Consider the following 22,574-nt stretch of genomic DNA (forward strand, 5'->3'; position numbering starts at 1 on the left):
ACGACATCGCCGACATCCTGCCACTGACCCCCCTCCAACAAGGACTGCTCTACCACACCAAAACCACCCAAGGGAACACGGACGATGTATATGCGATGCAGCTGGAATTCACGCTGAGCGGTCGACTCGACAGGCATCGATTGCGAGATGCGTTGCAGACGACGATTGTTCGCCATCCGCATCTGGTCGCCCGCTTCTGCTCCCAGTTCGATGATCCCGTGCAGGCGATTCCTGCCTCACCCGTCGCGGCCTGGCGCTATGTCGAGCGCGCAGCAGGCGACGACGACATCACCGGGGAGATCGACCGGGTGTGCGCTGCCGAACGGGCGGCGGTGTGCGACCTGGCAAACCCACCGGCCGTACGCGCGGCGCTCATCCGTACAGCGCAGAACCGGCACCGATTGGTGCTGACCTACCACCACATCGTGATGGACGGCTGGTCGCTACCCATCCTGCTGGGCGAGATCTTCGCCAGCTATCACGGCAACCGACTACCCCCACCCACCCCGTACCGCAGGTATGTCACGTGGCTGGCCGAGCGGGACCTTGAAGCGGCGCGCGTCGCCTGGGGAGCTGTACTTGCCGGCTTTGACACCCCGACCCTGCTGAGCCAGCCCCAACGAATGCGACTGGGCGCCAGAGGCGTGAAATCGTATCGGATGTCGGAGAAGACGACGAAGTCCGTCATCGAGCTGGCTCGCTCCTGTCATACGACCGTCAACACTGTGCTGCAGGCCGGGTTCGCTCAGTTGCTGATGCGGCTGACCGGCCAGCACGACGTTGCCTTCGGCAGCGCCGTTTCGGGTAGACCCGCCGATGTGTCCGGCGCCGAATCCATGGTCGGACTCCTGATCAACACCGTGCCGGTACGCGCACACATCACCGCCACCACGACCACCACCGACCTGCTCGAACAGCTGCACAACGACCACAACGCCACACTCGAACACCAACACCTCGCCCTCAGCGAAATCCACCGCATCACAGGCCACGACCAACTGTTCGACACTGTTTTCGTCTATGAGAACTACCCGGTCGACACCGCCGCGCTGTCCGGAGAGCACGAGCTGGCGGTCACAGAATTCGCCAGCCGCGAGTACAACCACTATCCGCTGACCGTGCAAGCCACGCCCGGCAGCGAACTGGGCTTGCGTGTCGAATTCGACACCGATGTCTTCGATGCCGAGCGAATCGAGGCGATGGTGCGACGGTTCGAGCGGGTCTTGGTGGCGATGACATCCGCAGCGGGGCAACCCGTTTCGTCGGTGGATGTGCTCACCGACGCGGAGCATGCCCGGTTGGATCGAATTGGCCACCGCGACGCTCTGGCCTTCGCGGCGAGCGCCCCGTTATCGATTCCAGCGGCGTTCGCCGCGCAAGTCGCGCGTACACCTGAGGCGCTGGCGGTCACATTCGAAAGCCGCTCACTGACCTATCGAGAGCTGGACGCGGCCGCGAACCGACTCGCGCATCTGCTGTGGAGCCGGGGTGTGAGGCCGGGGGACTGTGTGGCACTGCTCATCTCCCGTTCAATCGAAGCGGTTGTGGCGATTTCCGCGGTACTCAAGACCGGGGCTGCGTATTTACCGATGGATCCGGGGCTTCCGCCGAATCGCATCGGATTCATGCTCTCCGACGCGTCGCCGACGGCAGTGGTCACGACAGCGAGGCTGGCCGACCGATTGGATGGATTCGACGTCGCGGTCGTCGATGTCGACGATCCCCACATTCAGGACCAACCGGGTACAGGCTTGCCGCTCCCGAGTCCGGACGACATTGCCTATCTCATGTACACGTCCGGCACCACTGGTGTCCCCAAGGGCGTGGCCATCACCCACCACAATGTGACTCAGCTGCTGAAGTCACTGGATACCTGGCTGGCACCGGAACAGACATGGTCACAATGGCATTCGTTGGCTTTCGACGTATCGGCATGGGAAATGTGGGGTGCGTTGCTGCGCGGAGGACGTCTGGTGGTCGTGCCCGAATCCATCGGCCGCTCACCGGAGGAGCTCCACGCCCTGCTGGTCGCCGAACGGGTCAGCATGCTCATCCTGACGCCGTCGGCGGTGGGAATGCTGTCACCACAGGGGTTGGATGGAGTGACGTTGGTGGCCGCGAGTGAGGTCTGCCCAGCGGAGCTGGTCGACCGGTGGGCGCCTGGACGGGTGATGGTTCACTCCTATGGCCCTACCGAGACCACGGTGTACACCTCGATGAGTACGCCACTGCAACCTGGGACCGGCGGACCGCCGATCGGCGCGCCGGTGGCAGGGGCGGCGTTCTTCGTGTTGGACGACTGGTTGCGTCAGGTGCCCGTCGGGGCGGTCGGCGAGTTGTACGTGGCCGGAGCGGGAGTCGGGTGCGGCTACTGGCGCCGCGCCGGCTTGACAGGGTCGCGATTTGTCGCCTGCCCGTTTATCGAGGCGGGCATGCCAGGGCAGAGGATGTACCGCACAGGAGATCTGGTGCGGTGGCGCGCCGACGGTCAACTGCAGTTCCTGGGGCGCGTTGACGAACAGGTCAAGATCCGCGGTTACCGCATCGAACTGGGTGAGGTGCGCGCCACGTTGGCTGCTGTGGATGGGGTGGATCAAGCAGTGGTGACAGTCCGCGAAGACCGACCCGGCGATAGGCGCCTGGTCGGTTATGTCACCGAATCGGCCATCGGGGCAGTCGATCCCGCCCGCACGCGGAGCATATTGGCCGAGCGATTGCCGTCCTACATGGTGCCGGCCGCGGTGGTGGTGATCGACGCTCTCCCTTTGACGATCAACGGCAAGCTCGACACTCGCGCCCTGCCGGCACCCGAATACACCGCCAGTACTTATCGCGCCCCCACCTCGCCGGTCGAGGAGGTCATAGCCGGCATCTACGCCGAGATCCTCGGAATTGAGCGCGTCGGGGTCGATGACTCGTTCTTCGATCTGGGCGGGGATTCACTGTCCGCCATGCGCCTCATCGCCAAGATCAATATGGATTTCGACGCCGATCTCCCGGTGCCCGTGCTGTTCGACGCGCCGTCCGTATGCGGCTTGAGTCGGCAGCTGGCCCGGCATAGCGCTGATCGAAAGTCTGGGGTGAGGCAGCGTTTCACGGCGGTGCACGGTCGCTGTCCCACCGAGGTGCACGCCGGCGACCTCACGTTGGACAAGTTCATCGACGCGGAGACACTGGCCGCAGCGGTGAATCTGCCGGGACCGAGTACCGATGTTCGCTCGGTGTTGTTGACTGGTGCGACCGGTTTCCTCGGGCGCTACCTGGTCCTGGAGTGGCTGGAACGGATGGAGCGAGTCGACGGCACCTTGATCTGCCTGGTGCGCGGCGGGTCCGACGAAGAAGCGTTCTCTCGACTGAATAAGACGTTCGACAGCGGGGACCCTGTGCTGCTGCGGCATTTCCAGGAAATGGCGGCCGATCATTTGGAGGTAATCGCGGGGGACAAGGGAGAAAGCAACCTCGGGTTGGACGAGGAGCTCTGGCGGTGTCTGGCTGAAACGGTTGATCTGGTCGTCGACGCCGCTGCCCTGGTCAATGGCGTATTGCCTTACAGCGAACTCTTTGGGCCGAACGTCGTCGGGACCGCCGAGATGATCCGCTTCGCGCTCACCGGGAAACTGAAGTCCTACAGTTACGTCTCGACTGCCGATGTGAGAACCCAAGTCGATTCGTCCGCCTTTACCGAAGACGCCGATATCCGTGTCATCAGCCCTACCCGTTCTATCGATGACAGCTACGGCAATGGATACGCCACAAGCAAGTGGGCCGGCGAGGTGTTGCTCCGCGAAGCGCACGACCTGTGTGGGATACCGGTTGGGGTGTTCCGCTGTGACGTGATCCTGGCTGAGCCGACTTATGCTGGGCAGCTCAACGTCTCTGACACGGTCACCCGGATGGTGCTGAGTGTGGTGGCCACCGGCATAGCGCCAGGGTCCTTCTTCCAACTCGACGCTGAAGGCAATCGGCAACGAGCGCACTTTGACGGGCTACCCGTGGATTTCATCGCCCAGGCGGTCGCGACGTTGGGGGCGCAGGTGATCGATGGGTTCAAGACCTATCACGTTATGAATCCCCACGATGACGGCATTGGCCCCGACGAATACGTCGACTGGCTGATCGATGCCGGTTACCCCATCCAGCGGATCGGTGACTTCCGGGAGTGGTTGCAGCGGTTTGAGAGCGCCCTTGGCGCGCTGCCCGACCGACAACGCGAGCACTCGGTGCTACAGATGTTGCTGTCCCGCCCTTCTGACCAGTTCGATCTGCCCGAGCCCACACGCGGGGCTTTCGCCTCAACCGACCGATTCCGCGACGCCGTCCAGGCGGCGAGATCGACGTTCGGTGCAGACATTCCGGACATTCCACACATCTCAGCGCCGATCATCATCAAATACGTCACCGATTTGCAGCGGTTCGGACTGCTCTAGCCTCGAAGGATCATCATGCGAAGGTTCGCTCTCTCGATGTACTGGGGATTCTTGACGGCCGTACACTCCCTCAGCCTTGTCCGACAGAAGGACGCTGCGGCTTACTACACGATGCTGGGTGACGACGTCATCGACTTCATGAGCGAGAACTACGTCGATACTTCAAAGCCACTGTGGCTCAACCTCGGGTACTGGAAGGCGGCTCGCACCTATCCCGACGCCTGTGTCGCGATGGTCGAACTTCTCGGTACGCGTGCGGGATTGCGACCCGGCGACAGAGTTCTCGACGTGGGCGTCGGTTTCGCAGAACAGGACTTCGTTCTTGTCGACCGCTTCAAGGTGTCACATATAACGAGCATCGACATCACGCCCGTCCACGTCGACAAAGCCCGCGAGCGAGCCTCCGAGCGCGGGATGGAGAACCATATCGACGTTCGACTCGGCTCAGCTACGGACATCGATTTCCCCGATGCATCGTTCGACAGAGTCTTGGCTTTGGAATGCGCGTTCCACTTCGACACACGAGACACTTTCATGCAAGAAGCCCTGCGCGTTCTCAAACCAGGCGGATCCATCGCGCTCACCGACATGCTGCCGAATCCAGGCCAGAAACCCAGCCTATCGACCCGCTTCGGACGAAAGTACGGCCACTATCCTGAAGCCAATTTCTACGACCGGGAGGAGTATGCCCGGCGTCTCGCCGCCGTGGGCTTCTGCGACGTGGTCGTGGAGTCGATCCGCGAGGATGTGTATCCCGCGATGGCCAAGTACGCCCGGCAGCGCATCGAGGGCAAGAAGAAGATGCACGAAGTGGTGGTGGAAGTGACGGAAGCGGAACGCAACGAGTGTCGTGGCGTGCAGATGTGGGAACGAGGAACGGGCATCGCCGACTACGTGATCGTGTCGGCAACGAAACCTCGAAGTTAACCGTTGCCGCGGGTGGTTGCGCCCGTGTCGAAGTCGTCGGCCTGCAATTCGATCGGCTCGCCGTGCGGCGTGCGTCCAGCCGCATGCCGCCACGCATCACGCCAGCGCTTTGTTTCGGCCGGATCAATGCCATTGCGCGTCAACAAGTCTTCGAGCGCATCGAGCCAGTGCCTGTAGCAGGACTCGCCGGCGTCGGAGGTAGCGGCCGCTTGTGCATCTGCGATTCGTGCGGTCAATGTCTGTGTCCACTCACGCCAGGTGTACAGCCCACGTTCTTGCAGAGAGACTGCTATAGCAAAAACCCTTGCTTCCCAGGGGCTTTCGAATGTGATCCTCGTCTCATCCGGGCCTTCGGTCCATGCAGACCGGCTCATGATGCTTCCAGGTACGGCTCCCACGCGTCGATCGACACGGTGAGGGTGGGATCGGCGTCCGGCCACAACGATGTCCCGGCGAACACCACGCCGTAAAGCCACTGCGGCTGTTCGCCGCGACCGCTGGCATGGGTGTCTGCAAAGACGTGCACTCCGTGTACGCGTTCAATGACAGCCTCTTTGCCCTGCGCATACCTCGGTAGGCGGGTGTGGTGCGATGTCGGCTTGGCCACCGTGCGCACATGCTGACCGACACCGAACTGCGGGCCCTTGACGGCGAGCCGTTCGGTGGGCGCGCCGCGAGCCTGCACGACTCGCACATCCTCAGCGCGGAGGATGCGGGGCAGCGCACGCGGCGGGTGCAGCGACCGTTCGGCGGCCAATTCGTCACGTGAGACTAAACCCCGCTCCTCTAACTGCTTCAACAGCGCGGCGAACCAGATTGCGTAGTAGCTGCTCCGGTCGTACTCCGGAAGAGTTTCTCTGGCGGCGCGTGTCATGTCGAGATTCCACGCTCCCGTTGCGCCCATCGACAGCTGAAGTGCGAACACGCGCGGTTCCCAGGCCGCCCCCCACGTCCTGTGTTCCGATTCGCGCTTGACCGGGCCGTGTCGCGGTTGACCGCCGAGATCAGCGTGAGTGACGTACGCGTCGCTGCTCATTCGTCGGTGGCCTCCGGTCTGCGGGGCAAGCCGGTGCCTATCATCGAATCGCGGGTCACCCACGCGGCGAGTTCCTCTTCGTCGAGGTCTTCGCTTCCGACCGGTCGCATAGGCACCACGAGATAACGGATTTCGGCGGTGGAATCCCATACCCGAATATCGGTACTCGGTGGCAGGGTCACGCCGAACTCCGCGAGCACACCACGCGGGTCACGAACCGCACGTGACCGGTACGGCGCGCTTTTGTACCACCTGGGCGGCAAACCCAGCACGGCCCATGGATAGCAGCTGCACAATGTGCAGACCACCAAGTTGTGGCGCACCGGCGTGTTCTCAACCGCGACCATGTGTTCGCTCTGACGGCCCATGTAGCCCAACCATGCGATCGCTGCTGTGGCATCACTCAGTAGCCATTCGCGGTAGTTCGCATCGACCCAGGCGCGGGCCACCACGCGTGCGCCATTGCGAGGACCGATGCGCGTCTCGTATGTCTCGATGAGCTCATCAAGTGCCGCGGGATCAACGTAGCCCTTCTGAACGAGCACGCTTTCCAGCGCCCTGACCCGTAGGTCCATCTCACCGACTTCGCTGCGATCGCCGGTATCGACGACACGGGTTGGGTCCGACCGCGACATGTCAGCAGTCACCGATCATGAGTCGGAAGCGTCTACCGGAGCCAACGCAGCGCGTCGACAGGTCCGTGCACCCGCATCCCCGCCCATCAGTCAACCGATGTCGTCGAGGTCGGGTCGTCGCGGACTCGCAACGCCGTCTCGCCGTTGATGCGCTCATCTCTGTCGATGCCAACGACGTCGACACGCGCACTGAGGTCGATGTTGGGCTCCTGGCCGACCAGGTAGGAAGATTCATCGAACCGGCTCGGTGAAACCGACCTGGCCGCAGCGGCTTTGCGGTACTCCCACTGCTCCCGGTCACGGATGTAGAGCGGCGACTCAGCCTTGAATCCCTCGAGTTCGAATCCCCCGTTGCGAAGCGTGAAGCGGACAACGCCGCTGACGGGGCGAGCACTGACTTCAAGGAACGACTGCAACGCCTTACGGAGTCCGCGGAACCATCGCCCCTCTACGGCCTCCATTATCAGAGCTTCGCCGAGAGTGCGCATCCAACGCAGGGTCTCCGCCTCGACTGTCGCTGATGCCAACTGAGCGAAGCCTTCGAGAACGAGTGCCGCAGCAGGAGCCTCGCGAACCTCGAGCACCTTTTCCCCACTTTCCAGATGCTCCAGGCTGCAGAACCGCCCTATACCGTATCGGCCTACCCTGACGTTGAGATCGGAAATCGCTTTGACGACATCGGTGATGGGTTCCGAGTCGACGGAGACGAGATATCCGTTGTCGAACCCCAGTTCTATTACGCGGCTTTTGCTTTCGGATGCCATCGACCATTGGTACAGGCCCTGATCGAGTTCGAAGCCCTCGGGATCGTCAAGAGATCCACTCTCGAACTCTCGACACCACAGATTGGTGTCGGTACTGAGTAACCGATGCTCGAACCCGACGATGCCAAACGACTCCTGAAGTTCCAACCGCTTGAAGTCGCGGGATAGGGCGTCGAATTCGTAAGGTGATCCGTAGTAACCCTCGAAACCGAGATCGGAGATTGCACCGTTTAGTCTCCGCAGACTGTTCTGCGACTGATTGGCGGTGTGGAGGAGACACTTGGCGCCGACGGATCGCGCGAAGTCCACCCCCACCCTGGCAATCAGTGGGCGAGATAACGATGCGCTGATCGGATGCTGACCGAGATACCTGCCGCCGGCAAGAATCGATGGGCCTACGAACTCTTCGACGAACTCGTTTCTATGGTCGAGCCGAACTATGCGTACGTCGAATTTGTCCGCGATAGACGAGAACTGTTCGAGTCCGAAGTCGTCACCGAGATCAACCGAGAGGGCAATTACATGGACGTCAAGCCTCGATAGTTGCGCCAGCAGATACGCGCTGTCCAGCCCGCCTCCGCAAAGAGTGACGACGGTGTCGTCACGATGACACAATTCCTCAATATCCGAGAAGGAGCGGATCTTCCGTTTATCCATGTGGTCAGATCCCATAATCCAAACCCCGTCGGGCGGGTCGGCAGGGGCACCGCTGTGTAACTCCCGTGGCCCGCGAAAGGTCGCGCCGGTACGTTGGCAGGGTCGAATCCGACCAGGTCCCGCATCCTCCCAACTGGGGGTCAGGCTAGCACTTTCGAGGTGAGGACTTGCTCGTATCGGCAAACTGATTGCTTAGACGCGCTGCTGCTCTCGGGGGCGAGCCCGCCTGCTCTGTCAGATCGCGGCCGGGGTCGGCACGCCGGTGGGCCGTGGGGCGATCTTGGAGTGGGTCGGGAACGGCGTAAAGGCTGTCAGCCTCAGGGGAGCCGGTACGTCGATGACATCTTCGCCCCTGATTTAGGCGCGTTGTTTTCTCGATTGCAAATTGATGTGGTCGACGACGGGTCAGGATGCCCGTATCCAGGCCGGTTCACCGCCGGAAATTGCGACAGCAAACGTTGACCCGTCGTGGAGATGGGTGCCGGCTCGACTGGTCCGCCGCCCAATTTCGTGGCAGTGATGGACATCGCGTCTGTTTTGTAGTGGAGCACCACTGTCGTCGTTCATGATGTTCGGCATGGGCAGGACATCCACCGACATCGTGAGTATGCCCAGGGGCGGGCCGGACGCCTCCTGGTTGGACCGGCGCCTGCAGACCGACCGCTTGGAATACCTCGATCGCCACGATGTCGAAGATTTGAAGCGGAAGGTCATCGAAGCCCTCGACCGAAAGGGTCGACGGCGATTCCTCGGCGCCTATAAGTTGTGCGCCGATGCGGCGATTCGTGAAGTGACTGACGTCGCCACACCTAAGATCCTGGAACTCGGATGCGGTCTCGGCGGTCTGTCGCGCACCATCCTCGAGACCCATCCCACCGCTCAGGTGACCGTCACCGATATCGATGACGCGTTCCTGGCCGCCGTCAACCGGGATCTCGGCGACCACCCACGCGCCACAGTGCGGCATATGGACGCCACCGCAATAGACGCGCCCGACGGGTATTACGACCTCGCGGTGTTCGCATTGTCCTTGCATCATCTGCCGCCGGACCGTGCCGCCCTTGTGTTCGCCGAGGGAACCCGGGCGGCTTCCAAGTTGATGATCATCGACCTCCGCAGGTGGTGGCCACCGATACACATGATGGTGCTGGCGCCAGCTTTACCGATGACGGGGCTGAGCCCGTTGGCCCACGATGGAGTTATCAGTTCGCTGCGCTCCTACAGCCGGTCGGCGCTGCGTGCCCTCGCCGAGTATGCCGATCCGGCGATCACCGTCGAGTTCCGCAGCCAACCATTTGGCACCACCACGGTGGTTGCCAGTCGCGCCCGCCGAACCGAGCAATCGACGTAGGTTTCGCTCCCCACCGATCGCGCAGCACGCGGTTCAATCAAGCTGGCGAAACCGTCTGGCGTTGGTATTTGCTTCAAGCCGTAACCGCGTCGCCTTCTCCCGGGCCTCGGCGGCGCGGGCTTGGGCTTCGGCGGCCTTCGCTTGTGCCCACACCTCGGCCGCTCGAGCCTGCGCTTCGGTCGCTTCGGCTTGCTCCCTTGCTTCGGCGGCGCGGGCTTCCGTTTCGGCGGCTTCCGTTCGTGCTCGTGACCATGCCTGGGCCTCGGCGGCGCGGGCTTGGGCTTCGGCGGTTTCGGCTTGCGCCCACGCTTCAGCGGCGCGGGCCTGGGCTACGGCGGCTTCGGCCTGCTTCCTGGCTTCGGCGGCGCGGGCTTGGGCTTCGGCGGCTTCGGCTTGTGCCCATACCTCCGCGGCGCGGGCCTGGGCTTCGGCGGTTTCGGCTTGCTTCCTGGCTTCGGCGGCGCGGGCTTCGCTCTCGGCGGCTTCTGTTCGTGCTCGTGACCATGCCTGGGCTTCGGCGGCGCGGGCTTGGGCTTCGGCGGCTTCGGCCCGAGCTTGCGCCTCGGCGGCTTGGGCTTCCGGTTCGGCGGCCAGGGCTTGGGCCTCGGTGCATTTCGCCTGGGCTCGGGCCTCGGCCGCTAGCGCCTCAGCCTCGGCGGCCAGCGCCTCCGCCTCCGCCGCCAGCGCTTGCGCTCCGGTGGCCTCTGCCCGTGCCCTCGTCTCGGCGGCCAGCGCTTCGGCCTCCGCGGCTTCTGCACGCACACGCGCTTCCAACTCCGGGTGGGGCAGATTCACGTTGCTCCGGATGTTTCGCGAATCGTCGCGTGTCTGCGTGTTCCACTTCCACCGATCGTTGGAGGACCGCGCGTGGTGCTTACCGACTTCCTGCTGGAGTGCGAAGTACTCGATTCCGACTAGAGCCATGCCGGCCACCAACAACAGCGGAACGAACAGTAGTGGAGCCATGACGACGCCGACCAGGGCGATGACCGTCAGCGGCACCGCGATCACCCCTGCCGCCCATGGATAACGCTCGTTGAATTTGAGAATGCTCGCCCGCGTTGTGAACACCCGCTCGACCAATAAATGGCGATCCGGCCAATGGGTGGCCGTTCTGGAAGACCCCACGATCGGTTCCCTTCGCGGAGACGGTTGGCGTATGTATTGTGACACGTCGGTTTGTCTCTTGGGGCGCAACGGCGAGCGCGTCTCGACCGCCTTTTGAGCGCGTTGACCGTGCGCCAGTTGTTGCTTTCGACACATTCCAATACCGCCGTTACTCCGGTGGTGCCCCTCCGGTCCCGTCGGTGTGCCGAAGGTCATCGACGTGTCGCTGCAATATCTGGAGGCCGCGTTGAGAAGCGGTTCTAGCCGCGGTCCGGGCAGCATGACATCCCCCTTGCGGGTTGGCAGGGAGCTGCTGCTGCACGGCTTGGATCGTCGCACGCGATTTCCGCGTGGCGATTTGCTCACGGCACCTGGACTCGGACGATTACTGAGATGCGTTGTATCGCAGCTACAGTGTATCCAACCAGCCGACTTCAACTGGTGCACAACTCATGTCACGACAGAGGAGGGCAATTGCCCCGGCGTCGGCTATGAACTTGCGTCTCTGACACTGCGCCACCCACAGGCAACGACATCGCCGCCTGCCTCTACCGAACCGGCCGCAGCACAACCGCCCCAGGGACGATGCGCAGGTAGTCGGACAGCGGGGTGTCGACGACCTTGTTGTCGCCCGGCAGCGACGACGCGTTGCGCACCACCGGACCACCCGGTGTGTCGACGAAGATGCCGACGTGCGTGACGTCGAGCCCGCCGTCGTCGGCGTACGCCCCGATGTAGTCGCCGGTGCGCAGTCGGCTCACGACGTCAGCGCCGAACTGGTCGCTCGGAATGTAGGACACCGTCCGGGGAACGACGGGCAAGCCCGGCAGGTACACACCGCCCGAGTCCTTCTGGTTCAGATTCTTCTGCACCCGAACAGTATTCGGGCTCACCTCCGCCGTCACGTCGTTCGCGACCGCGGGGGTGTCGGCGGCCCAGTCGGTGAAGAAGTGCTTGCGATTCTGGAAGTTCACCACGCCGTCCTTATAGCGGACCTCCTTCAGCGCGGTGATGAACTCGTCACGGTTGCCCGCCCGCTTCAGTGCCTCGACGTAATCCGGGAACGTGAAACAGTCGACGCGAGCCAACTCGACCACGAGCTTCTCCGGCTCACTCATCGAACCGATCAGAGTGTCTGCGCCGTAGAGAGTCCCGAGAAACTCACGCGAGATGACCGCGGACAGGCCAGAACCCGCCGCCCCGTTCCTGGCCGCCAATATGCGCTCGAGGATCTGCTCACTCTGCTCCGACATCGCAACGTCCGGCGCCGGCTTGTCGTTGGACGCAAGGTAATTCACGACGGGGATCGGGGTCTCCTCGGTGTATCCGACCGGCAGCAGAACGTCGCCGGCTGTCGTCATGTAGTAGACGTCCCACCGGTGGTATCCGTCGAAGCCGGCGGGATCGGCGGCCATCACCGCCGCGTAGTCGTGGATCGCCCGCACGTAATTGTTCGAGTTGTTGTACCGGTACAGCGCGTAGTCGGGGTCGCGCGTAAACCCGTTGGCGGACAGGTACCGTCCCGCCGCCATGACGCTGTCGCGGGGTGAGTGAATGTCGCCGCCCGCGCCGTAGGCGGCGAACGTCGACGGCATGAACTGCATCGGCCCCTGCGCACCCGCGGTGCTCACCCCGGCCACGCGGCCGAAGGCGGTCTCGACGAGGTTGATCGCCGCCAGGTAGTTCCACGGCACGCCGAACTCGGATTCCGCCTGGCGGTAGTACTCCATCAGTTCGTTCGCCGGAGTGGGCGCGACGATCCGCCACGCGGGCAGCGTGTCCTTCGGTCGGCTCATCACACCGAGCTCTCGCCGCGCGTGCACGTTGCGGTCGTAGGCCGTCACGAGCTCCGGCGGGATCCGCGGGCGCACGATCGGGTCCCACTCGACATGTCGTCCGAGGGCGCGGTAGGCCGCTTGCTGCCGCTGCGCCGCCGCGCTCTTCAACGCCTCACTCGACGACGGGTCCCGCAGCGCGCGTTCGTCGGCGACGAGATCGTCGGCGATGCGCACCGGATCGGAGGCCAACTCACGCCGCGGTGCGTCGGCTGCTGGTGTCGGCGACGGGGGAGCCGGCGCCGCCGTCGTCGACGGGGACGCCTCCGGACTGTCCGAGCTCGAGCAGCCCACCGGCGCGAACAAGATCACCGCGGTGCCTGCGGCGGCAATGATCTTGGCGGCGTCGAGACGGGCGTTCATTGCCGTCGGAGTCTAGCGCCGCCGAGCGCGCGTCGACCCCGCCAGCGGATTTACGTGCTCGTGGGCTCCGGACACAGGTACAGCCGCGCACCGGCCACGATGAAGTTCGACAACGTCTCGTCCTTGGTCGCGATGTCCAGCTTCTCGGCCACGGCCGTCGAATCGGCACCGCGCGCGAACTGCGTGCACGCGTCGCGGGCAAGGGTGGTCAGTGTCGTGCAGTCGCCTGTATAACCCACCGAGGTGATACTGCGGCAGAGGTCGTCCTCGGGCGAAGCGGCAGCCTGGGGTGCGGCCATCAGCAGGCCGACCGCTGCAATCGAAAGCGCAGTGAGCGCATGCGTAGTCATGTCACGTCCTTCCTAGCGCCCGTCTACCCGTTCTGGCTCGGGGCACGCAGGATCGGATGCATATCGAGACTACGGCGTTACCGAGGCCGGGATTGCCGCATCGCGCCGCTGACGTGGTGACAGACTGCGAGCATGGCGTGGGACTTCAGCACCGAACCGGAATTTCAAGAAAAGCTCGACTGGGTCAAGCAGTTCTGTGAGGAGAAGGTCGAACCGCTCGACCACGTGTTCCCGCATGCGGTGCGCATCCCCGATCCGGCGGTCAAGGCCTACGTCCGCGAACTCCAGCAGGAGGTCAAGAACCAGGGATTGTGGGCCATCTTCCTCGACCGAGAACTCGGTGGGCCGGGCTTCGGGCAGCTGAAGCTCGGCCTGCTCAACGAGGTCATCGGCCGCTACCCCGGCGCCCCACACATGTTCGGCGCGTCGGCGCCCGACACCGGCAACATGGAGATGCTCGCCGCGTACGGCACCGAGGAACAGAAGGAGCGGTGGCTCAAACCGCTGCTCAACCAGGACATGTTCTCGGCCTATTCGATGACCGAACCGCAGGGCGGCAGCGACCCCAACCTGTTCAAGACCCACGCCGTGCGCGACGGCGACGAATGGGTGATCAACGGCGAGAAGTGGTTCACCTCGGCCGGTCGCGTCGCCGACATCCTGTTCGTGATGTGCACCAACGGGATGTTCGTCGTTCCGCGTAACACGCCCGGCGTGGAGATCATGCCCGAGCCGCGCAACCACAACCACATCAAGTACCGCGACGTTCGGGTGCCGCTCGACCATCTGCTCGGCCCGGAGAACGGCGCAAAGGTGTTGGCGCAGAGGCGCCTTGGCGGCGGGCGCATCCATCACGCCATGCGCACGATCGCGCAGTGCAACCTGGCCTTCGACATGATGTGCGAGCGGGCGCTCAGCCGCGAGTCGCACGGCAAGGTCATCTCCGAACACCAGATGGTGCAGGAGAAGATCGCCGAGTCCTACGCGATGATCAAGATGCTGCGCCTGTTCGTCCTCGAGACGGCGTGGAAGATCGACAACACCTCGACGCAGGAGGCCCGCACCGAGATCGCCGCGGTGAAATTCACGATGGCCAAGGTGCTGCGGGAGGTGTCGTTCAACGCGCTGCACATCCTCGGCTCGCTCGGCACCACCGACCTCACCCCGATCCAGGCGATGTACGCCGCGGCCCCGACGATGGGCATCGCCGATGGCGTCGACGAGGTGCACAAGGCCACCGTCGCGCGCCGCGTACTGCGTGACTATCAGCCACACGAGGGCGATTTCCCGACGGAGTTCCTGCCCTACAAGCGCGAGCAGGCGCGCGAGAAGATGCAGCCCGTGCTCGACGCCCGACCCGAACTGGCGGCCGCCGCCGAGACGTATCAGAAGTATCTGTCGCGGCGCCGCTGAGGCCGGAGACTCGCCTAGGGTGGATGCATGCGGTTCGCCATTGCCCTGCTCGGAGTGATCGTCGCCCTGTTCGGTCTGCTGTTCACGCTTCAGGGCTTCGGCGTGGTCGGCGGCAGCCCGATGAGCAACACCACCACGTGGTCGATCCTCGGCCCGATCATCGCCCTGGTGGGTATCGCGCTGGCCGTCGGCGGCCTTCGCCGTCGCAGGCCGTGACCCGCGGTTGCCGAACCTCGACACCATACAAGCTGCCGAGACGGACTTCGCTGTAGCGGCGCGCACCATCTGTAACGCCCCGTCGTGCCGAGCGATGAATTCTGTGAGGCCGAAGCGTCGGGGGAGCGCTTGGGGTGGTGCTCGCTTCCGTCTCGGCGACGAACCGTGTCGCACGGCGTCAACGCGCCAAACCAGGCAGAGAAGGGAGTGGAGGCACGATGGGTGCTCCGCTGGATGATTTCCGCAGGCATTTCCGCAGGCAAGGCATCGCCGTTCTGGCGACGGGAGCCGTGATCTCGCTGACCGCGCTGACGGCCGGGCTCGCGCCCGCGGCCGCGAAGCCGGGTTCCGACGACGTCGTGACGACGGTCGCGCCGGAACCGAAGGTCAGCGCCCCAGAGCGGGAGGCACCTGCCGAGCGGCCGACCTCGGCGCGGGAGCCGCAAGGCCCGGCCGCCCAGGAGGCGCCGCAGACGCAAGCACCTCAGCAGCAGGCACCTCAGCAACAAGCACCTCAGCAACAAGCTCCCCAGCAGCAGGCGCCTCAGCAGCAGGCGCCGGTCGCCGAGCCGGAGCCCGTTGCTCCCGAGCCGGAGCCCGCGTCCGAACCCGAGCCCGTCGCGCCCGAGCCGCAGACCGTGGCGCCGCCGAAGACCAGCACCGCGGTCCAGACGGCCGAGCCGTCCGCCGCTGCCGAAGAGCCGGCGACCCCGACCGCAGAGCCGACCACCGCCGCGCGATCGGCCGCGCCGAGTACCAGCGCTGCCGCTCCGTCGACCAAGCCGGACACCAGCGAGCCGGCTGATCCGTCCAAGACAGCCAGCTCGTCGGCTGCGCTTGCGCCGGCCTCCGACACCGCTACGCCGACGCCGAGCGACAAGGCGGACAAGACCGCGGCCGCGACATCGGCCACCGAGAAGAGCGGTGACGAGTCCGAGACCCCGACCGTGTCGATCCAGAACGCCTCGAAGGAACTCGAGACCCTGGCGCCGGAGACCCTCGAGGCACCCGCCGAGGACGTTCAGCTCGCACGCAACGCGAAGCCCGTCTTCGAGCCGGAGCCCGCGCCCGCACCCGAGCAGGACGTGGCCGCGTTCAAGCAGTCGGTCGACATGACCCTCGGCCTCAACGGCGCCGAGGCCAGCGCCAGCGCCAAGGTCGAGCTCTCGGCCAAGCGGGACCGTGACTTCGAGTTGATCAGCAACGTGCGCCAGTGGCGACCGGAGTGGATCGAGTACGACGACTACTACCGCCCCGTGCTGATGAATCCGTTCCGGGCACCGGTGCGCATCGTCTACGTCTACGACATGCGCCCGCGCATCGCCTACATCCCGCCGCTGTCGCGGTTGGTGCTCGAGGCGGCCCAGTTCGCCGCCTACAGCTTCACCGCGGCGGTGCTGAGCCCGGTCGTCGCGGCCGCCAACGTCGCGCAGACGGTGTCCAACATCGCGGTCGGCACCTTCCTTGGTGGCGGTTACTTCCCGGGCGCCGGCCTGCCGTTGCCGCCGCCACCGCCACCGGTGCTGCGCTACGACAACGTGCCGGTATTGGTGAACTACTCGAACGCCCGCTACGAGCCGTTCCGGGTGCGCCAGATCGTCGACGTCGGTGAGGACCGCGTCTACGGCGGACGCAAGGTGCTGCTCGACGGCGCCACCCCCGCCTGGGGCGAGTGGACCCAAACCGCGAGCGGCGAACGCCAATTCGAGATCCGCAAGACCCAGCAGTTCCCGGGCCTGAGCGAACCGGCCGAGGCCCCGCTGCCCGGTGACTACCGGCTGCGGCTGGCGTCGGACGAGTCGTCGACCGGCGGGCTCACCGGCAGGGACATCTTCCTGATGGTCTCGGCGGGTGTGATCGGCACCCTCGGGTTCGGCGCGATCGGGCTGGCGTTCTTCCTCGGACGTCGGCGGCCCGAACACTGAGGGCCCGCCGGCGCACCAGGAAAGGCGCCGCCGCCGTCACACCGCCGTCAATAAAGGTGCATGATGGGGCGATGCCCCAGGTTCGCGTGGGTCCGCTGCTCCGCCACGTCGGCAAGACCGACGCGACGATCTGGGTCGAGACGGACAAGGCGTGCGAGGTCGAGGTTCTCGGCCACCGCGCCGAGACCTTCGAGGTCGAAGGCCACCACTTCGCGATCGTCTGCGTGACCGACCTCGACCCCGACCGGGAGCACCCGTACCAGGTGCACCTGGACGGCGAGAAGGCCTGGCCGCCAAGGAACTACGAGTTCCCTGCGCCCAGAATCCGGCTGATGCCCCGCGACGGCTCACTGCGGCTGTTGTTCGGATCCTGCCGGGCGTCGGCCCCACACCATCCGCCCTACACCTACCAGCACTGGTGGCACCCCAAGGGCAAGGGCATCGACGTGCTGCGCACCTACGGGATGCGGATGCTGCGTCAGCCGTCGGCGCTGTGGCCCGACGCCATGCTGATGATGGGCGACCAGCTCTACGCCGATCAGGTGAACGACACCATCAAGGATCTGGTCGCCGACCGCGAGGTGCACGCCAACGGTCCCGTCGAGGTGCTCGAGGATTTCGAGGAGTACTGCATCGGCTACTGGGACGCCTGGTGCGATCCGGTCGTACGGTGGATGCTCTCGACCGTTCCGACGTCGATGATGTTCGACGACCACGAGATCAACGACAAGTGGAACACCTCGCAGGCCTGGCTCGACGAGAAGCGCAAGACCGACTGGTATCAGACGCGGATCATCGGCGGGCTGATGTCCTACTGGATCTACCAACACCTCGGCAACATGTCACCCGACGAGCTGGCCAAGGACCAGACGTTCCAGCGCGTCATCGAGACGCGGCAGGGCGCCGAACCGATTCGCGAACTCGCGCAGATGGCCGAGAAGGACGATGGCGCATCGCATTTCAGCATGTGTCGCGATCTCGGCTCGGCGCGGCTGATCGTCGTCGACGCCCGCACCGGTCGCCAGCTCGCGCCGGGACGGCGCCGCATCACCACCGACGAGGAATGGGACTGGATCACCGCCAACGCCGACGGCAACTATCAGCACCTGTTGTTCGCCAGCTCGCTGCCGATCCTGTTGCCCTACGGGATGCACCACATCGAAGCGTGGTCGGAGGCCGTTGGCGACGGCGCGTGGGGGCGATGGTTCACCGGGCTGGGGGAGAAGGTCCGCATCACCGCCAACCTCGACCACTGGGCGTGCTTCCAGGAAAGCTACCGGCGCTTCGAGGATCTCGCGATCGACGTGGCGAGCGGAAAGCGCGGACCGGCACCCGACTCGATGGTGTTGTTCGGCGGCGACGTGCACCACTGCTGGGTGTCGGAGGTCGAGATGCCCGACGAAGCGACCCGGCTGGGCACCAAGGTGTGGCAGGTCGTCTGCTCGGGGCTGCGCAAGGAACCCTCCGCCGTTGAACGGGTCATCCTGCGGCTCGGCCACACCGGTTTCGTCGAAGCCGTCGGCAAGGCGCTGGTGAAAACCACCAAGGTGCCCAAGCCGCGACTGCGTTGGCGACCCGTCTCACTCCCGCACTTCCGCAACCAGATCGGCACCCTGGAGATCGCCGGCGGCGAGATGGGCGTGCGGATCGAGAAGGTCACCGGCGGCTGGCGCAAGCCGCAGCTGACGACCGTGATCGAGCACAAACTGCTCTAGCCCTAGCCCGCACCCTTGCCGTTGTCGACGCGGTACACCGCACCGTGTATCGCCGCCGCGTCGTCGCTGGCGAGGAACGCGATGGTCTTGGCGACGTCGACGGTGTCCATGAAGCCGCGCGGCGAGGCGATCCGCATGATCAGATCCCAGTCGGCGTTCTCGGGCGCGGAGAACTCGGTGGTCTGCGCGGTCGGCATGCCGCCGGGGCACACCGCGTTCACCCGCACCTTCTCCTTGGTGTACTCGACGGCCAGCGCCCGGGTCAGCCCGACGAGTCCGTGTTTGGCGGCGCAGTATCCGGCCGAGTACACCTCGCCCTCCACACCCGCGATCGACGAGACGTTGACGATGTTGCCGCCGCTCTCGAGAAGATGCGGAATCGCCGCGCGGCACAGGTAGAACGGGCCGTGCAGGTTCACGGCGAGGTCGCGCTCCCAGTCGTCGTCGGTCACCTCGGTGGTGTGCCGCATCTGGTGAAAGCCCGCCACATTCACGAGGACGTCGAGACGACCGAATGCCTCGACGCACTGCGTGACGGCCTCGCGACACGCCGCCACCGACGTCACGTCCACCGACGCGAAGCGGCCGCCGGGCACCGTCTCGAACACCGTCGCCATGCGTTCGGCGTCCCGCGCGATACCGAACACCGTGGCACCCCGTTCCGCGAACAGTTGCGCGACCGCGGCGCCCAGTCCCGCCGAGGCGCCCGTCACCAATGCGACCTTGCCGCTGAGTTGAGTCATGATCATGACCATCTCATGCGGCGGTCAGGCCGAGACGCGCGGACGCTCCGGCGGTACGGCGGCCAACAGTGCACGGGTGTAGTCGTCCTGCGGCGAGGCGAACAACTCGTCTGCGGGCCGGTACTCGACCGCCGCGCCGTCGCGCATCACCAACACGTCGTGGCTGACCTGCTGCACGATCGCGAGGTCGTGCGCGATGAACAGGTAGGTCAGCCCCAGCTCGCGCTGCAGGCCGGCCAGCAGGTCGAGCACCTTGGCCTGCACCGAAACATCGAGCGCCGCGGTCGCTTCGTCGAGGATCAACAGCTCGGGCTCACCGGCCAGGGCGCGGGCGATGCTCACCCGCTGGCGTTCACCGCCCGACAGCTCGTGCGGATAGCGCGACGCGAATGACGTTGGCAGTCCGACCAGTTCGAGAAGTTCGGCGACTCTGGCTGCGCGGCCGCGGCGGCCCTTCGCGAGCCGGTGCACGATCAGCGGCTCGCCGATCGCCGAACCGACGCGGGCCCGCGGATTCACCGACGAGAACGGGTCCTGGAACACCAGCCCGATGCGCCTGCGCAGCGCCTTCTCCGCCGATCCGCGGACGCCGAACACGTCGGAGTCGCCGAGCGTCGCGCTGCCTGCGTCGGGCCGCACCAGGCCCGTGAGCGCGGACGCCACGGTCGACTTGCCCGAACCCGACTCGCCGACGAGGCCCAGCGTGGTGCCCCGCCGGATCTGGAATGACAGATCCTTGACGGCGTGCACGGTCGACTTGCCGACCGGTGTGCTGACCTCGAACCGCACGTCGAGGCCGTTTACGTCGAGCAGCACCGGCGCGTCCGGCACCGGAGGCGGGCCGGGACGCCCGACCAGTGGGCGCGCGGCGAGCAATTCCCGGGTGTACTCATGGCGGGGCCGATCGAAAACGTCTGTGATCGAGGCCTGTTCGACCGCCTCGCCGCCGCGCAGCACCGTGACGTCCTCGGCCACCTGGCCGATCACGCCGAGGTCGTGGCTGATCCAGACCACCGCGGTGCCGAAGTCGCGCTGCAGATCGGCGACCAGGTCGACGATCTGAGCTTGGGTGGTGACGTCGAGGGCGGTCGTCGGTTCGTCGGCGATCAGCAGCGCGGGATCGCACGCCATCGCGATCGCGATCATCACGCGCTGCTTCTGTCCGCCCGAGAGCTGATGCGGATACGCGCGCAACCGCGTCTCCGGATCCGGCAGCCCGACCGCCTCCAGCAGTTCGAGCGCGCGGCCACGCGCCTGCTGCCGCGTCATCCGGCGGTGTGCCTCAAGCGATTCGGTGATCTGCCGCTCCAGCGTCAACAGCGGGTTCAGCGACGTTCCCGGGTCCTGGAACACGAAACCGATCGAACCGCCGTGCACGCTGCGCAGCACCCGGTCCGACGCGCCGACCAGCTGGGTACGGCCGGATTCGGTTGTCAGCGTGCTGGTTCCGTCGACGCTCGCGCCGGGAGCGTCGAGCAGGCCCGTCGCGGCCAGTACGGTCATCGACTTGCCCGAACCGGACTCGCCGACGATGCCCAACGTCTGCCCGCGGTGCACGTCGAACGAGACGCCGTGCACGATCTCCCGGCGGCCGATGCTCACCCGCAGGTCGCGCACGCTCAACACCGGATCGCTCATTGCTTCCTTCGGGCCTCGATCATCGTGCGCTGCCGGGGATCGAGCACGTCGCGCAGACCGTCGCCCAGCAGGTTGAAGGCCAGCACCGCGACGAAGATCGCGGCACCCGGGAAGACCGCCATCCACCACGCCATCGTCACGAAGCCCTGCGAATCGAAGATCATCCGTCCCAGCGACGGCTGCGGCGGCTGAATCCCCAATCCCAGGAACGACAATGCGGCCTCGGACAGGATCGCGAACGCCAACGACAGCGACGTCTGCACCACCAGCGGCCCCGCGATGTTCGGCAGGATGTGCCGACCGAGGATGTATAGATGCCCGGTGCCCATGCTGCGCGACACCGACACGAACGGTTCCACGCGCACGCTCATCGTGCTGGCCCGCGACACCCTCGCGAAGATCGGCGTGTACACGATGCCGATCGCCAGGATCGTCGTGGTCACCCCCGGACCGAGGATCGCGACCACCGCGAGCGCGAGCAGCAGCACCGGAAACGCGAACATCACGTCCACCACGCGCATGAAGACGGTGTCGAGCCAACCGCCGCGATACCCCGACACCAGGCCGACCGTTACGCCGACGACCGCGGCGAACGCCACGCTGACGACCGCAACCCGCATCGACGCCTGCGTTGCCACCAACACCCGGGAGAACACGTCGCGACCCAGTTCGTCGGTGCCGAACCAGTGCGATCCGCTGGGCGGGCGCAACGCGTTGGGTACGTCGACGTCGTTGATCTCGTACGGCGCAATCCAATCGGCGGTGACGGCGACGAACGCGATCAGCAGGAGCAGACCGGTGCTCACCACGGTGACCGGGTTGGCCATCAGCAGCCGCAGCGACGACACCCTGGCAGGAGCGGTCATGACAGCCGGATCCTCGGGTCGACGACGGCGTAGAGCACGTCCACGATCAGGTTGATCAACAGGAAGAGCGCCGCAATCAACAGCACCGTGCCCTGGATGACCGCGTAGTCGCGTCCGGCCACGGCGTTGTAAACCAGCCGGCCCAGGCCCGGCCAGGCGAACACGACCTCGACGACGATGACCCCCGACAAGATCGTGGCCAGCTGAATGCCGGTGATGGTCAGCACCGGGATCAACGCGTTGCGGACGGTGTGGCGCAGCGTGACCACCCGCGGCGCAAGCCCTTTCGATCGCGCGGTGCGCACATAGCCCATCGCGGCGACCTCGAGCACGGCCGAGCGAACGTAGCGCGTCATGATCGCGCCCGCGACCAACCCGACGGTCAGCGCAGGCAAAACCAGATGGCGCAACCACCCGCCCGGGTCGTCGAACAACGGCCGGTACCCCGACGTGGGCAGCCAGTGCAGCGTCGAGGCGAACAGCGCGATGAGCAGAATCCCCATCCAGAAGTCGGGGATCGACACCCCGAACTGGCTGCCCACCCGCACGATCGCGTCGCTGATCCTGCCTTCGTGCAGGGCCGACCAGATCCCGGCCGGGATGGCG

18 protein-coding genes are annotated in these 22,574 nt (G+C 65.3%); 7 read left to right on the top strand and 11 right to left on the bottom strand.

The window, feature by feature from the left end:
* Both A5698_RS17795 and A5698_RS17800 read left to right on the top strand, forming a co-directional pair.
* On the top strand, nt 1-4,427 hold a 4,427-nt coding region (locus A5698_RS17795; protein WP_156670801.1), incomplete at its 5' end, for a non-ribosomal peptide synthetase.
* Between the two features lie 36 nt (nt 4,428-4,463).
* Entirely contained in the window at nt 4,464-5,354 is an 891-nt protein-coding gene (locus tag A5698_RS17800; RefSeq protein ID WP_068299598.1) for a class I SAM-dependent methyltransferase, read from the top strand.
* Here the strand turns inward: A5698_RS17800 and A5698_RS17805 are convergent.
* From A5698_RS17805 to A5698_RS17820, 4 genes are all read right to left on the bottom strand, one after another.
* Nucleotides 5,351-5,728 carry a nitrile hydratase accessory protein gene (locus A5698_RS17805; protein WP_068299599.1) on the bottom strand — a complete coding sequence of 126 codons (378 nt, stop codon included), beginning with the start codon at nt 5,726-5,728 and terminating at the stop codon, nt 5,351-5,353. The two genes, A5698_RS17800 and A5698_RS17805, sit on opposite strands and share 4 nt — an antisense overlap.
* Nucleotides 5,725-6,390, bottom strand: a complete 666-nt coding sequence (nthB, locus tag A5698_RS17810) for a nitrile hydratase subunit beta (RefSeq protein ID WP_068299602.1) — start codon at nt 6,388-6,390, stop codon at nt 5,725-5,727. Before nthB ends, A5698_RS17805 begins: the two co-directional genes overlap by 4 nt.
* Nucleotides 6,387-7,037 (bottom strand): nitrile hydratase subunit alpha, encoded by a 651-nt coding sequence (gene nthA, locus A5698_RS17815; RefSeq protein ID WP_353651824.1) that lies wholly within the window; start codon nt 7,035-7,037, stop codon nt 6,387-6,389. The genes nthB and nthA overlap by 4 nt, the downstream gene beginning before the upstream one ends.
* Nucleotides 7,038-7,111: 74 nt before the next feature.
* Complete coding sequence (locus A5698_RS17820; RefSeq protein WP_084792503.1) at nt 7,112-8,461, bottom strand: argininosuccinate synthase-related protein; 1,350 nt, start codon at nt 8,459-8,461, stop codon at nt 7,112-7,114.
* A 553-nt stretch (nt 8,462-9,014) separates the two neighbouring features.
* Here A5698_RS17820 and A5698_RS17830 point away from each other — a divergent pair.
* Nucleotides 9,015-9,797, top strand: coding sequence for a class I SAM-dependent methyltransferase (locus A5698_RS17830; protein ID WP_068299633.1), 783 nt, complete (start codon nt 9,015-9,017; stop codon nt 9,795-9,797).
* Nucleotides 9,798-9,830: 33 nt separating this feature from the next.
* Here A5698_RS17830 and A5698_RS28685 read toward each other — a convergent pair whose 3' ends face one another.
* The 3 genes from A5698_RS28685 to A5698_RS17845 form a co-directional block, all read right to left on the bottom strand.
* The gene (locus A5698_RS28685; protein WP_156670802.1) at nt 9,831-11,186 is read right to left on the bottom strand and encodes a hypothetical protein; all 1,356 of its coding nucleotides are present in this window, start codon (nt 11,184-11,186) and stop codon (nt 9,831-9,833) included.
* 266 nt (nt 11,187-11,452) lie between these two features.
* Nucleotides 11,453-13,102 carry an N-acetylmuramoyl-L-alanine amidase-like domain-containing protein gene (locus tag A5698_RS29885; protein WP_068299616.1) on the bottom strand — a complete coding sequence of 550 codons (1,650 nt, stop codon included), beginning with the start codon at nt 13,100-13,102 and terminating at the stop codon, nt 11,453-11,455.
* Nucleotides 13,103-13,152: 50 nt separating this feature from the next.
* A complete protein-coding gene (locus A5698_RS17845) occupies nt 13,153-13,452 on the bottom strand; it encodes a DUF732 domain-containing protein (protein WP_068299619.1) in 300 nt (99 codons plus the stop codon).
* Between the two features lie 132 nt (nt 13,453-13,584).
* Here A5698_RS17845 and A5698_RS17850 point away from each other — a divergent pair, with 132 nt between their 5' ends.
* From A5698_RS17850 to A5698_RS17865, 4 genes are all read left to right on the top strand, one after another.
* A complete protein-coding gene (locus tag A5698_RS17850) occupies nt 13,585-14,865 on the top strand; it encodes an acyl-CoA dehydrogenase family protein (RefSeq protein ID WP_068299623.1) in 1,281 nt (426 codons plus the stop codon).
* A gap of 27 nt (nt 14,866-14,892) precedes the next feature.
* Nucleotides 14,893-15,081 carry a hypothetical protein gene (locus A5698_RS17855; RefSeq protein ID WP_067297796.1) on the top strand — a complete coding sequence of 63 codons (189 nt, stop codon included), beginning with the start codon at nt 14,893-14,895 and terminating at the stop codon, nt 15,079-15,081.
* A gap of 218 nt (nt 15,082-15,299) precedes the next feature.
* A complete protein-coding gene (locus A5698_RS17860; RefSeq protein WP_068299626.1) occupies nt 15,300-17,006 on the top strand; it encodes a hypothetical protein in 1,707 nt (568 codons plus the stop codon).
* 71 nt (nt 17,007-17,077) lie between these two features.
* Complete coding sequence (locus tag A5698_RS17865; protein ID WP_067087929.1) at nt 17,078-18,721, top strand: DUF7800 domain-containing protein; 1,644 nt, start codon at nt 17,078-17,080, stop codon at nt 18,719-18,721.
* Nucleotides 18,722-18,723: 2 nt separating this feature from the next.
* Here A5698_RS17865 and A5698_RS17870 read toward each other — a convergent pair whose 3' ends face one another.
* The 4 genes from A5698_RS17870 to A5698_RS17885 all read right to left on the bottom strand — a co-directional run.
* On the bottom strand, nt 18,724-19,464 hold the full coding sequence (locus tag A5698_RS17870) for an SDR family NAD(P)-dependent oxidoreductase (RefSeq protein WP_067088094.1): 741 nt from the start codon (nt 19,462-19,464) through the stop codon (nt 18,724-18,726).
* Nucleotides 19,465-19,488: 24 nt separating this feature from the next.
* Nucleotides 19,489-21,102, bottom strand: coding sequence for a dipeptide ABC transporter ATP-binding protein (locus A5698_RS17875; RefSeq protein WP_068299628.1), 1,614 nt, complete (start codon nt 21,100-21,102; stop codon nt 19,489-19,491).
* A complete protein-coding gene (locus A5698_RS17880) occupies nt 21,099-21,968 on the bottom strand; it encodes an ABC transporter permease (protein ID WP_068299630.1) in 870 nt (289 codons plus the stop codon). The genes A5698_RS17875 and A5698_RS17880 overlap by 4 nt, the downstream gene beginning before the upstream one ends.
* Nucleotides 21,965-22,574, bottom strand: a 610-nt coding sequence (locus tag A5698_RS17885; RefSeq protein ID WP_156670803.1) for an ABC transporter permease, incomplete at its 5' end; no start/stop codon positions are given. The genes A5698_RS17885 and A5698_RS17880, both read right to left, overlap by 4 nt.

The sequence above is a fragment of the Mycobacterium sp. E136 genome, assembly GCF_001666865.1.
GTDB lineage: Bacteria > Actinomycetota > Actinomycetes > Mycobacteriales > Mycobacteriaceae > Mycobacterium.